We start from the raw sequence: 13,246 nt of genomic DNA on the forward strand, positions 1-13,246 counted from the left end.
CGTACGGCGACACGACACCATCACGACACCATGAGGCTTGAGAATCCGTGAATTTCACGCGTTGGAGCGCCCGTCTCCCCGGCCTCCCCGGTACGCAGCGCCGCGCCGCAGCGCGGACGGACCGCGGTTCCGTGCCGGCGGCCCGTGGCGAGTACGAGCGCGGTGAGCACGAGAGCCAGGGCCAGGGCCAGAGCCAGGGCCACGGGCAGGGCCGGCCGCAGGGTGAGAGCGCTGAGCGCGAGCGGCGGCCCGAGCCCGCGACGGACATTCCCACCCTCGACGACCTCTCCGTACGCGACATCCTCGGCGAGCTGCCCGCCCTGGTCGCGCTGGTGTACGGCCCCGAGCACCGCGTCGCGTACGTGAACGACGCCTACGCGACGGCCTTCGGCCCGCGCCCTCCCGGAGCCACCGCCGCCGAGAGCTGCCCCGAGCTGGCCGAGCTGGGCCTCCTCCCGCTGCTCGACCAGGTGCTCCGCAGCGGCAAGCCCCGCACCGTCAAGTCCCGCAAGGCGCCGACGCGGACCCCCGCGTCCGGGTCCGCCCCCGCCGAGCCGCCGGCCCGCGACCACGCGCCGGCCCCCGCCGCCGTCGGCCACGCCACGGGCGCGGACCGCTCCTACACGCTCACCTGCACCCCCGTCGACTGCCGGGGCACGGACGGCATCCTCATCTACGCCGCCGACGTCACCGACCACGCCGAAGCCGCCGAGCGGCTGCGCACCAGCGAGCGCCGCCACCGCCGCACCGTCGTCACCCTCCAGCGCTCCCTGCTCCCGCAGGAGCTGGAGCAGCCCGACGATCTGCGCGTCGCCGCCACCTACCGGCCGGGCGGCGAGGACGCCGCCGTCGGAGGCGACTGGTACGACGTGATCACGCTCGGCGCCGGCCGTACGGCCCTGGTCATCGGCGACGTGATGGGCCGGGGCGTCCGCGCCGCCGCCGTCATGGGCCAGCTGCGCACCGCCGTCCGCGCCTACGCCCGGCTCGATCTGCCGCCGCACGAAGTCCTCCAGCTCCTCGACGGACTCGCCGCCGAGATCGACGCCAGCCAGATCGCCACCTGCGTCTACGCCGTCCACGACCCCAACGAGGGCCTGCTCGAATACGCCTCGGCCGGCCATCTCCCGATCCTGGTCCGCGCGCACGACGGCTCGGTCGAGCGTGCTCCGGACCCGACGGGCCCGCCCCTGGGCACCGGCGGCTGGCTGCACACCTCGGCCACGATCGCCCTCCCGCCCGGCTCCACCGCCGTCCTCTATACAGACGGTCTCGTCGAGCGCCGCGGCGAGGACATCGACGAGGGCGTCGCCTCCCTCGCCCGCGCCCTCTCCGGCGCGCAGGGCTCACCCCAGGTCGTGTGCGACCGGCTGATCCGCTCCCTGGGCGTCACCGACGACCACGACGACGACGTCGCGGTGCTCGTCCTCCAGCACCCCGCCCGTACGGGAGCGGACGCGGAGCTGTTCCACAACGCGGCGCTCGACCTGCTCGGCGGCATCGAGGCGGCCCCGCGCGCCCGCGCCTTCGCGACGGGGGTCCTGGCTTCCTGGCGCTTCCCCGTGGAACTGCGCGACCTGGGCGTCCTCGCCACCAGCGAGCTGGTGGCGAACTCCCTCCAGCACGGCACCCCGCCGATGCGCCTGCGGCTGCGCCGCACGGACCGCAGGCTGATCATCGAGGTGACGGACGGCGACGACCATCTGCCGCGCCGCCGCCGTGCCGAGCCGGCGGACGAGGCCGGCCGGGGTATCTCGATCGTCGCGACGATCGCCTCGTCCTGGGGGACACGCCGTACCCCGGGGGGCGGCAAGGCCGTCTGGTGCGAGTTCGCCCTGCCCCACTGACGCTCACCGACGTCCCACCGGCGCTCTCACCGACGCCGGGCGCCGCTCAGCGAGCGGACGACGCCAGCGGGCTCGCGCTCTCCGTCCCGGCCTCCGGCGTGTGCCGCGCGACCACCCGGGAGGCGGACAGCAGCGACGGCCGGTCCTGTACGGGCGTGAGCTGCCGTCCCAGCCGCAGGGCCAGCACGGTGATGCACAGCGAGAACAGGACGAACGTCGCGATGTACGGTCCGTGCAGCGCGGCCCCCATCGGCCCGCCCACAGCCGGGCCGACCGCCAGCGCGAGCTGCTTGACCAGCGCGAACCCCGAGTTGTACTGCCCGATCATCGACGGCGGCGCGAGATCCGCCACCAGCGGGGCCACGGTCGGCGACAGCATCGCCTCACCGAGCCCGAACAGCGCGTACGTGGAGATGAACGCGGCTGTAGCCATGGTCCTGCTGCCGTCCCCGAGCCCCGCGTACCCCGCGATGAGCCAGGCGAGGGCCCAGATCAGCCCGACGGCGGCGATCACCCGGCTGCGCCTGAGCGGCTCGACCAGCCGCAACACCACGAACTGCGCGATCACGATCACCGCCGTATTGGCGGCCAGCGCGATCCCGAGCGTCGACGGGTCGATCCCTGCGGCCTCGGTGCCGTACGCGGCGAGGCCCGATTCGAACTGCCCGTAGCAGGCGAAGAACACCACGAAGCCCAGCACGCACAGCTGCACCATGGCCCGGTGCCGGAGCATCGCCCGCAGCCCGGGGCGGGCGGCTTCGGCGGCTTCGGGGGCTTCGGGGGAGACGGGGGCGACGGGGCGCGGCATCCGGACCGTACCGGCCACGGCGGCCAGCACGAGGAACATCGCCGCCTCGACGGAGAACAGCAGCAGGAAGCTCCCCGGCCTGTTCTCGTCGACGAGCTGCCCGCCGACCAGGCCGCCGACACCCAGCCCGAGGTTCGCGAGAAAGAACTGCGTCGCGAACGCCCTGGTCCGGGTCGCCGGCGTCGAGCACCACACGATCATCGTGGCCAGCGCGGGCTGCATGACGGCCGTCCCGGCGCCCAGCAGCGCGGCGGAGAGAACGGCGGCCGGCACGCTCCCCGACAGCCCCATGGCCAGCGCCCCCACGGACGCCAGCACCGCGCCCCCCACCACGACGGGCAGCGGACCCTTCCGGTCGATCACCCGGCCGGTGAACGGCAGCACGACCAGCGCCGCCATGGCGAAGACCGCCAGCACGGCACCTGCCGTACTCGCGCCCAGGTCCCGCACCTGAGCCACATACACATAGAGATACGGAACCGTGAATCCGAGCCCGAACGCGCTCAGCGCGTTCCCCGCCTGGATCCGGCGCATCGCAGCGCCCATCGCCCTGGTCACACTCACCCCTCAAGACTTCAAAGCTAAACTTAGAAGGTGAACTGTACACATCGAAGGACTTCAACGCCAGGAGGTGCGTGGCATACTGCCCCGATGCCAGAGACCACCCCCGAGAAACCCGGCTCACCGGACCTCCAGGAGCCGAGCCTCGACGAGCAGATCGCCGCCTACCAGCGTGAGTTCCGCGACCTCGACCCCCAGGTCGAAAAGGTCGTCTCCGCCCTCGGCCGGCTGAACCGCCGGATGAATGTCGCGTACGGCAGACAGGTCTCCGACCTGGGCATCAGCAACGCGGAGTGGGAAGTCCTCAAGACCCTCGTACTCGCCGGCTCCCCCTACCGCCTGGGCCCCGGCGAACTCGCCAAGCGCCTGGGCCTCACCCCGGCCGCGATGACCCACCGCATCGACCGCATGGCGGGCGAGGGCCTGGTCACGCGCGACCGAGACGAGAACAACCGGGTCAGGGTCATCGTCGAGCTGACGGACGAGGGCCGTACGAAGTGGCTGGCGGCGATGCGGATGGCCTCGGACTTCGAGGAGGAACTGCTCCAGGACCTCTCCGCCGACGAGCGCGGAGTACTCGGCGAGATGCTCATCCGCCTGCTGCGCCGAGTGGAACACGCCCAGCCGGACGCCGGCGGACGTCTGACGGGCCTGGAGTGAGTGGCGTCAGTGGAGTGCGTGGAGGCGGGCGGGGCGAGGAAAACCCGCGCTGGGCGGGTTTGACAGGCCCCTGGGCGATCCGTAAGGTTCTTCGAGTTGTCACGGAGCCGACATGGAGCCGTGACAACCACTCCAGCCGCGTCGGCGGCACTCAAACCAAGCATGATCTCCCAGCCGGGAAGAATTTCGGCATGCCGGAATTCATTTCGAAGACTCGATTATGAGTCACCTGAGAAATCCGCTAGTGTTTGGGACGTCGGAAGGGCCGAACAGCCCGGATGGCAGCCCACTCTGACTGGGAATCAGGCCCGAAAGGATCTGGTAGAGTCGGAACCGCTGGAAAGGGAAAGCGCGAAAGCGAAGAACTGGAAAGCAAGCCCCGCTCCGACGGGGAATCGGACACGAAAGAGTCTGATAGAGTCGGAAACGCAAGACGGAAACAAAACAAAGAAACACCGAGGGGAAGCGCCCGGAGGAAAGCCCGAGAGGGTGAGTACAAAGGAAGCGTCCGTTCCTTGAGAACTCAACAGCGTGCCAAAAGTCAACGCCAGATATGTTGATACCCCGACCTACCGAATTATTCGGTGGGTTGAGGTTCCTTTGAAGAAAAACACAGCGAGGACGCTGTGAACTACTGGTCTTATTCCGACCAGTGGTTCCGGCTCTCGTGCGTGTCGACCGGATTACCGGTAAACATTCACGGAGAGTTTGATCCTGGCTCAGGACGAACGCTGGCGGCGTGCTTAACACATGCAAGTCGAACGATGAAGCCTTTCGGGGTGGATTAGTGGCGAACGGGTGAGTAACACGTGGGCAATCTGCCCTTCACTCTGGGACAAGCCCTGGAAACGGGGTCTAATACCGGATAATACTTTCCTCCGCATGGGGGAGGGTTGAAAGCTCCGGCGGTGAAGGATGAGCCCGCGGCCTATCAGCTTGTTGGTGGGGTGATGGCCTACCAAGGCGACGACGGGTAGCCGGCCTGAGAGGGCGACCGGCCACACTGGGACTGAGACACGGCCCAGACTCCTACGGGAGGCAGCAGTGGGGAATATTGCACAATGGGCGAAAGCCTGATGCAGCGACGCCGCGTGAGGGATGACGGCCTTCGGGTTGTAAACCTCTTTCAGCAGGGAAGAAGCGCAAGTGACGGTACCTGCAGAAGAAGCACCGGCTAACTACGTGCCAGCAGCCGCGGTAATACGTAGGGTGCGAGCGTTGTCCGGAATTATTGGGCGTAAAGAGCTCGTAGGCGGCTTGTCACGTCGGATGTGAAAGCCCGGGGCTTAACCCCGGGTCTGCATTCGATACGGGCAGGCTAGAGTGTGGTAGGGGAGATCGGAATTCCTGGTGTAGCGGTGAAATGCGCAGATATCAGGAGGAACACCGGTGGCGAAGGCGGATCTCTGGGCCATTACTGACGCTGAGGAGCGAAAGCGTGGGGAGCGAACAGGATTAGATACCCTGGTAGTCCACGCCGTAAACGTTGGGAACTAGGTGTTGGCGACATTCCACGTCGTCGGTGCCGCAGCTAACGCATTAAGTTCCCCGCCTGGGGAGTACGGCCGCAAGGCTAAAACTCAAAGGAATTGACGGGGGCCCGCACAAGCAGCGGAGCATGTGGCTTAATTCGACGCAACGCGAAGAACCTTACCAAGGCTTGACATACACCGGAAACGGCCAGAGATGGTCGCCCCCTTGTGGTCGGTGTACAGGTGGTGCATGGCTGTCGTCAGCTCGTGTCGTGAGATGTTGGGTTAAGTCCCGCAACGAGCGCAACCCTTGTTCTGTGTTGCCAGCATGCCTTTCGGGGTGATGGGGACTCACAGGAGACTGCCGGGGTCAACTCGGAGGAAGGTGGGGACGACGTCAAGTCATCATGCCCCTTATGTCTTGGGCTGCACACGTGCTACAATGGCCGGTACAATGAGCTGCGATGCCGCGAGGCGGAGCGAATCTCAAAAAGCCGGTCTCAGTTCGGATTGGGGTCTGCAACTCGACCCCATGAAGTCGGAGTTGCTAGTAATCGCAGATCAGCATTGCTGCGGTGAATACGTTCCCGGGCCTTGTACACACCGCCCGTCACGTCACGAAAGTCGGTAACACCCGAAGCCGGTGGCCCAACCCCTTGTGGGAGGGAGCTGTCGAAGGTGGGACTGGCGATTGGGACGAAGTCGTAACAAGGTAGCCGTACCGGAAGGTGCGGCTGGATCACCTCCTTTCTAAGGAGCATCTAGATTCCGCAAGGAATCCAGAGCCACTACGTCGGCAAATGTTCGACGGTGGTCAGCTCATGGGTGGAACGTTGACTATTCGGCACATCGGGTTTTGGGACTGTGAGTACTGCTTCGGCGTGGAAAACAGGTTCGGGATCGGGTGTGCTGGGCGCGCTGTTGGGTGTCTGAGGGTACGGGCTCGTGTGAGTCTGTCCTTCGGGTTGCCGGCCCCAGTGAACTCGCCTGTAAGGGTGGGGTGATGGGTGGCTGGTCGTTGTTTGAGAACTGCACAGTGGACGCGAGCATCTGTGGCCAAGTTTTTAAGGGCGCACGGTGGATGCCTTGGTACCAGGAACCGATGAAGGACGTGGGAGGCCGCGATAGGCCCCGGGGAGCTGTCAACCGAGCTTTGATCCGGGGGTGTCCGAATGGGGAAACCCGGCAGTCGTCATGGGCTGTCACCCGCTGCTGAACACATAGGCAGTGTGGAGGGAACGAGGGGAAGTGAAACATCTCAGTACCCTCAGGAAGAGAAAACAACCGTGATTCCGGGAGTAGTGGCGAGCGAAACCGGATGAGGCCAAACCGTATGCGTGTGATACCCGGCAGGGGTTGCGTATACGGGGTTGTGGGAGTTCTTTTGATCGGTCTGCCGGCCGGTCGGCGAGTCAGAAACCGTATGGATAGGCGAAGGACATGCGAAAGGTCCGGCGTAGAGGGTAAGACCCCCGTAGCTGAAATCTGTACGGCTCGTTTGAGAACCACCCAAGTAGCACGGGGCCCGAGAAATCCCGTGTGAATCTGGCGGGACCACCCGCTAAGCCTAAATATTCCCTGGTGACCGATAGCGGATAGTACCGTGAGGGAATGGTGAAAAGTACCGCGGGAGCGGAGTGAAATAGTACCTGAAACCGTGTGCCTACAAGCCGTGGGAGCGTCGCTGGCAGCACTTGTGCTGTCAGTCGTGACTGCGTGCCTTTTGAAGAATGAGCCTGCGAGTTTGCGGTGTGTTGCGAGGTTAACCCGTGTGGGGAAGCCGTAGCGAAAGCGAGTCCGAATAGGGCGGTATAGTAGCGCGCTCAAGACCCGAAGCGGAGTGATCTAGCCATGGGCAGGTTGAAGCGGAGGTAAGACTTCGTGGAGGACCGAACCCACCAGGGTTGAAAACCTGGGGGATGACCTGTGGTTAGGGGTGAAAGGCCAATCAAACTCCGTGATAGCTGGTTCTCCCCGAAATGCATTTAGGTGCAGCGTCGTGTGTTTCTTGCCGGAGGTAGAGCACTGGATAGGCGATGGGCCCTACCGGGTTACTGACCTTAGCCAAACTCCGAATGCCGGTAAGTGAGAGCGCGGCAGTGAGACTGTGGGGGATAAGCTCCATGGTCGAGAGGGAAACAGCCCAGAGCATCGACTAAGGCCCCTAAGCGTACGCTAAGTGGGAAAGGATGTGGAGTCGCAGAGACAACCAGGAGGTTGGCTTAGAAGCAGCCATCCTTGAAAGAGTGCGTAATAGCTCACTGGTCAAGTGATTCCGCGCCGACAATGTAGCGGGGCTCAAGCGTACCGCCGAAGTCGTGTCATTGCAGTACATACCCCCAACGGGGACTGTGATGGGTAGGGGAGCGTCGTGTGCCGGGTGAAGCAGCAGCGGAAGCTAGTTGTGGACGGTTCACGAGTGAGAATGCAGGCATGAGTAGCGATACACACGTGGGAAACGTGTGCGCCGATTGACTAAGGGTTCCTGGGTCAAGCTGATCTGCCCAGGGTAAGTCGGGACCTAAGGCGAGGCCGACAGGCGTAGTCGATGGACAACCGGTTGATATTCCGGTACCCGCTTTGAAACGCCCAGTATCGAATCCATTAATGCTAAGGCCGTGAAGCCGTCCTGGAGCCTTCGGGCAAAGGGGAGTGGTGGAGCCGCTGATCCAAGGTGGTAGTAGGTAAGCGATGGGGTGACGCAGGAAGGTAGTCCAGCCCGGGCGGTGGTTGTCCCGGGGTAAGGGTGTAGGGCGTTGTCCAGGTAAATCCGGATGACATGTGCCTGAGACCTGATGCCGAGCCGATTGTGGTGAAGTGGATGATCCTATGCTGTCGAGAAAAGCCTCTAGCGAGTTTCATGGCGGCCCGTACCCTAAACCGACTCAGGTGGTCAGGTAGAGAATACCGAGGCGTTCGGGTGAACTATGGTTAAGGAACTCGGCAAAATGCCCCCGTAACTTCGGGAGAAGGGGGCCATTCTAGGTGATGGAATTTACTTCCTGAGCTTGGGGTGGCCGCAGAGACCAGCGAGAAGCGACTGTTTACTAAAAACACAGGTCCGTGCGAAGCCGTAAGGCGATGTATACGGACTGACGCCTGCCCGGTGCTGGAACGTTAAGGGGACCGGTTAGTCAATCTTCGGGTTGGCGAAGCTGAGAACTTAAGCGCCAGTAAACGGCGGTGGTAACTATAACCATCCTAAGGTAGCGAAATTCCTTGTCGGGTAAGTTCCGACCTGCACGAATGGCGTAACGACTTCTCGACTGTCTCAACCATAGGCCCGGTGAAATTGCACTACGAGTAAAGATGCTCGTTTCGCGCAGCAGGACGGAAAGACCCCGGGACCTTTACTATAGTTTGATATTGGTGTTCGGTTCGGCTTGTGTAGGATAGGTGGGAGACTTTGAAGCTTGGACGCCAGTTCAGGTGGAGTCGTCGTTGAAATACCACTCTGGTCGTGCTGGATGTCTAACCTGGGTCCGTGATCCGGATCAGGGACAGTGTCTGATGGGTAGTTTAACTGGGGCGGTTGCCTCCTAAAGAGTAACGGAGGCGCCCAAAGGTTCCCTCAGCCTGGTTGGTAATCAGGTGTTGAGTGTAAGTGCACAAGGGAGCTTGACTGTGAGACCGACGGGTCGAGCAGGGACGAAAGTCGGGACTAGTGATCCGGCGGTGGCTTGTGGAAGCGCCGTCGCTCAACGGATAAAAGGTACCCCGGGGATAACAGGCTGATCTTCCCCAAGAGTCCATATCGACGGGATGGTTTGGCACCTCGATGTCGGCTCGTCGCATCCTGGGGCTGGAGTCGGTCCCAAGGGTTGGGCTGTTCGCCCATTAAAGCGGTACGCGAGCTGGGTTTAGAACGTCGTGAGACAGTTCGGTCCCTATCCGCTGCGCGCGCAGGAGTCTTGAGAAGGGCTGTCCCTAGTACGAGAGGACCGGGACGGACGAACCTCTGGTGTGCCAGTTGTTCTGCCAAGGGCATGGCTGGTTGGCTACGTTCGGAAAGGATAACCGCTGAAAGCATCTAAGCGGGAAGCCTGCTTCGAGATGAGGACTCCCACCTCCTAGAGGGGTTAAGGCTCCCAGTAGACGACTGGGTTGATAGGCCAGATGTGGAAGACCGGTAACGGTTGGAGCTGACTGGTACTAATAGGCCGAGGGCTTGTCCTCAGTTGCTCGCGTCCACTGTGTTAGTTCTGAAGTAACGAACAGCCGTGACCGTCTTTAATTAGATGTGTATCCGGTGTTTGTTTAACTTCATAGTGTTTCGGTGGTCATTGCGTGAGGGAAACGCCCGGTTACATTCCGAACCCGGAAGCTAAGCCTCACAGCGCCGATGGTACTGCAGGGGGGACCCTGTGGGAGAGTAGGACGCCGCCGAACAATTATTGTGGGGATGCCCCGCACCTTATGGTGCGGGGCATTTCTGCGTTCAGGAGCATTTTCACGTTCAGCCGGAAACTGCGTTGCGTACGGTGGCTGGACCGCCACGGTGGCCGTCATCATCGAGGCGGCCGGCAGCAAGGACTTCTTCGGCAGGTCGTCCGGTCAGGCGCAGGGCCAACTCGTCGGCGTGTACGTACGTCCTGAGCACCGCGGCACCGAGCTGATCGGCGCGCTGGTCGGGGCCGCTCTCGACTGGGCGTGGTCGCTGGAGGAGCCTCGGCTGGACCGCGTACGGCTCTATGTCCACGAGAGGAATCAGCGGGCCCGTGCCGCCTATCTGAAGCTGGGGTTCGCACCCACCGGCGCCGGTATGCCGGCCCAGGACGATCCGCTGCTCAGAGAGGTGGAGCTGGCGATCGCCCGTCCTTAGGCCCTGTCCGACAGTTCGTGCTGCGGCCAGCGGTCCTTGCCCTGTTGCGGGGAGCGGAGCAGAGCAAGCGTCGGAAGTCCGCGCTTCTCGCCGGTGACCAGCAGCTCCGGGAGCTGGGGAAGCGGCGCCACGGCCGCGATGTCGTCCAGGACCAGGGTCATTGGTGGGTCGAGCCGACCGTCAGATGACCGTGCGGCCATGCGGCGGCCGTGCTCGACCACGTGCGAGGTGAGTGCGGTGAGCAGCGGCATCGCACCCGGGCGGGATCGGGGATCTTCGATCGGCTCACCCACCACATAGAGCGTGCCCCCCTCGGCGGCAAAAGAATCCAGGGCGAGCGCATCAGTTCGGTTGGGTGTGCAGGCGTCCCGGATGTGGATCGACGAGAGGGCGCCCAGCACACGGCCCGTCAGCTGCTGGGCCGTCTCTCGGCGTTCGGGGTAGGCGGTGAGCGCGGATTCCAGCAGGCCCGCCTGGCCGGAGGCGGCCTTCGGGTGGGTGCGGAGTATCCGTACGGCCTCTTGCGCGCCGCCGCCCTGTGTCCAGCGCAGCACCTGCTTCACCGGCCGGCCGTCCACCGCCGCCGCGTGCAGCCAGCAGCGCAGCAGGGTCTCCGCGGTGTCGGCCATGGCGGCGTCCAGCAGGGCCCTCGGCCGTACGGGGGAGAGCAGCGCGCTCGCGCGCGCCGCCGCCGTACCCGGGTCCTCGCATCCGGCGGTCGGGGACCAGTGGAGCCGGGCCGGGGTGTCGCAGAGGTGGCCGGGGTCGTAGACGAGGACGGGGCCGAGCTTGGCCCGCGCGTCCTTGGTCTCCGCCCATACGGCCGGGTCCGAGGTGACGACGAGTGCCGGGCCCTGGGCGTCGAGGATCGCCTGCACGGCGGTCGGGCGGCGGGTCTCCGGGTCGCCGTACCGGACGCGTGGCGCCGGGACGGGCGGAGGGACGGGCGTCGTGACGAGGGGAGTGGCCATCAGCACCGGAGCCGGCTGAGGCACGGTGGGTGCGGGTGCGGGTGCGGGTGCGGGTGCGGGTGCGGGCTCCGGGAGCGGCGTCGCGGGCGCCTGGGCAACCGGCGCCGGTCGCGCGGGCGCGGGCGTAGGGACCGCCTGCGGGACGCTCTCCACCGCCGTACCGTCCGCTGAATCCACCGGACCCGGTGCGTGCGCCTGTTCCGGCGCCGCGTCCCGCTCCCGGCGCTGGGCCCGTACCACGCGATAGCGCGCCGTGACTCCCAGCGCGAACACCGTGAGGACCGTCAGCACCATCAGCTGGCTGATCAGCAGGCCCCAGAACAGCCCGTACCCCGACAACTCCCCCGGCGGGGTGTCCGGCCAGGCCCCCGGCAGGTCGTGGGGGGCCGAGGCGAGTTCGCGCATGGCCATGGGCGTACGGGTGAAGGTGACGCCCTCCGGCCAGCCGCCGTGCGCGAACAGGCCCGCCAGTCCGGTGGCCGTCCAGACCAGCAGCGTCAGCCCCAGGAGGAAGCCCAGCAGCCCGACCAGCAGCCCGTCGGGAATGCCGCCCTGGGCGGCCTGCCCCCGGGGCGCGTCGTGCGGCGGCGGGTCGTGGCGCGACATGTCATGCCACCGTCGACTCGGAGGATTCGTTCAGCCGGCGTTGCCTCTCCAGGTGAGCCGCTCGCTGTTCCGCCTCCCACTCCGCCGCTCTCATGTCCTCCGGTAGTCCGCCACCGCCCAGCGCGAGGGCGTCGGCGGCGTCCGAGGCGTTGGACGCGGCGGAGTTCTCCGTCATGGCGCGGTCGGTGAAGACGAGCGGCCGTTCGGCCTCCGTCACCAGGTGTTTGACGACCTGGACGTTGCCGTTGACGTCCCAGACGGCGATGCCGGGGGTGAGCGTCGGGATGATCTCCACGGCCCACCGGGGCAGGCCGAGGACCCGGCCCGTGGCTCTCGCCTCGTCGGCCTTCTGGGCGTAGATCGTCCGGGTCGAGGCCATCTTGAGGATGGCCGCCGCTTCCCGGGCGGCCGCGCCGTCGACCACGTCGGAGAGGTGGTGGACCACGGCGACGAAGGACAGCCCCAGTCGGCGGCCGAACTTCAGCAGCCGCTGGAACAGCTGGGCCACGAAGGGCGAGTTGATGATGTGCCAGGCTTCCTCGACCAGGAAGATGCGCTTCTTGCGGTCGGGGCGGATCCAGGTGTGCTCCAGCCAGACGCCCACGATCGCCATCAGGATCGGCATCGCGATCGAGTTGCGGTCGATGTGCGAGAGGTCGAAGACGATCAGCGGGGCGTCCAGGTCGATGCCGACGGTCGTCGGCCCGTCGAACATGCCGCGCAGGTCGCCGTCGACCAGCCGGTCCAGGACCAGCGCGACGTCCAGGCCCCAGGCCCGTACGTCGTCCAGGTCCACGTTCATCGCCTCGGCCGACTCCGGCTCCGGGTGGCGCAGTTGCTCCACGATGTCCATCAGCACCGGCTGGCGCTCGACGATGCTCTCGTTGACGTAGGCGTGCGCGACCTTGAGGGCGAAGCCGGAGCGTTCGTCCAGGCCGTGGCCCAGGGCGACTTCGATGATCGTACGGAGGAGGGCGAGCTGCCCGGTCGTGGTGATCGCCGGGTCGAGCGGGTTGAGCCGGATGCCGTGGTCCAGCGCGGCCATCGCGTCCAGCCGGATGGGGGTTATACCCAGCTCCTGCGCGATCAGGTTCCATTCGCCCGCGCCGTCCTCGCCCTGGGCGTCGAGGACGACGACCTGGCGGTCGCGGAACCGGAGCTGGCGCAGGACGTAGGTCTTCTCCAGCGCGGACTTGCCGTTCCCGGACTCGCCGAGCACCAGCCAGTGCGGGGCGGGCAGCTGCTGCCCGTACAGCTGGAACGGGTCGTAGATGTAGCCCTTGCCGCTGTAGACCTCGCGGCCGATGATCACGCCCGAGTCGCCGAGCCCGGGGGCGGCGGTGGGCAGGTAGACGGCCTGGGCCTGACCGGTCGAGGTACGGACCGGCAGGCGGGTCGTCTCCACCTTCCCGAAGAGGAAGCTGGTGAAGGCTTCCGTGAGGATGGACATCGGATCTCGCACCACAGGCCCCTTTCGGCTCGTCGGCCGGCGTCGGTCG

General features: G+C 65.5%; 6 protein-coding genes and 3 rRNA genes. 6 read left to right on the plus strand and 3 right to left on the minus strand.

What is annotated here, in order from left to right:
* Nucleotides 1-47: 47 nt before the first annotated feature.
* On the plus strand, nt 48-1,847 hold the full coding sequence (locus OG627_RS18735) for an ATP-binding SpoIIE family protein phosphatase (protein WP_329066568.1): 1,800 nt from the start codon (nt 48-50) through the stop codon (nt 1,845-1,847).
* A gap of 46 nt (nt 1,848-1,893) precedes the next feature.
* Here the strand turns inward: OG627_RS18735 and OG627_RS18740 are convergent, their stop codons facing one another.
* Complete coding sequence (locus OG627_RS18740) at nt 1,894-3,201, minus strand: MFS transporter (protein WP_329072773.1); 1,308 nt, start codon at nt 3,199-3,201, stop codon at nt 1,894-1,896.
* A gap of 105 nt (nt 3,202-3,306) precedes the next feature.
* Here OG627_RS18740 and OG627_RS18745 point away from each other — a divergent pair, with 105 nt between their 5' ends.
* The 5 genes from OG627_RS18745 (at nt 3,307) to OG627_RS18765 (ending at nt 10,170) form a co-directional block, all read left to right on the plus strand.
* Nucleotides 3,307-3,876 (plus strand): MarR family winged helix-turn-helix transcriptional regulator, encoded by a 570-nt coding sequence (locus OG627_RS18745; RefSeq protein ID WP_329066570.1) that lies wholly within the window; start codon nt 3,307-3,309, stop codon nt 3,874-3,876.
* A gap of 696 nt (nt 3,877-4,572) precedes the next feature.
* Nucleotides 4,573-6,098 (plus strand): 16S ribosomal RNA (locus OG627_RS18750).
* Between the two features lie 304 nt (nt 6,099-6,402).
* A 23S ribosomal RNA gene (locus OG627_RS18755) occupies nt 6,403-9,524 on the plus strand.
* Nucleotides 9,525-9,620: 96 nt separating this feature from the next.
* A 5S ribosomal RNA gene (rrf, locus tag OG627_RS18760) occupies nt 9,621-9,737 on the plus strand.
* The 16S, 23S and 5S rRNA genes sit together here, the layout of an rRNA operon.
* A 109-nt stretch (nt 9,738-9,846) precedes the next feature.
* Nucleotides 9,847-10,170: a GNAT family N-acetyltransferase gene (locus tag OG627_RS18765; RefSeq protein ID WP_329066572.1), complete on the plus strand. Its 324-nt coding sequence runs from the start codon at nt 9,847-9,849 to the stop codon at nt 10,168-10,170.
* Here the strand turns inward: OG627_RS18765 and OG627_RS18770 are convergent.
* Nucleotides 10,167-11,747 carry a type IV secretory system conjugative DNA transfer family protein gene (locus OG627_RS18770; protein WP_329066574.1) on the minus strand — a complete coding sequence of 527 codons (1,581 nt, stop codon included), beginning with the start codon at nt 11,745-11,747 and terminating at the stop codon, nt 10,167-10,169. The two genes, OG627_RS18765 and OG627_RS18770, sit on opposite strands and share 4 nt — an antisense overlap.
* 1 nt (nt 11,748) lies before the next feature.
* Nucleotides 11,749-13,209, minus strand: coding sequence for an ATP-binding protein (locus OG627_RS18775; protein WP_329066577.1), 1,461 nt, complete (start codon nt 13,207-13,209; stop codon nt 11,749-11,751).
* Between the last annotated feature and the right edge of the window lie 37 nt (nt 13,210-13,246).

The sequence above is a fragment of the Streptomyces sp. NBC_01429 genome (assembly GCF_036231945.1).
Taxonomy (GTDB): domain Bacteria; phylum Actinomycetota; class Actinomycetes; order Streptomycetales; family Streptomycetaceae; genus Streptomyces.

Bases quoted from the DNA above. Each gene is read 5' to 3' on its own strand.
- OG627_RS18740 (WP_329072773.1), bottom strand. From the start codon at position 3,201: ATGGGCGCTGCGATGCGCCGGATCCAGGCGGGGAACGCGCTGAGCGCG.
- OG627_RS18745 (WP_329066570.1), top strand. From the start codon at position 3,307: ATGCCAGAGACCACCCCCGAGAAACCCGGCTCACCGGACCTCCAGGAG.
- OG627_RS18770 (WP_329066574.1), bottom strand. From the start codon at position 11,747: ATGTCGCGCCACGACCCGCCGCCGCACGACGCGCCCCGGGGGCAGGCC.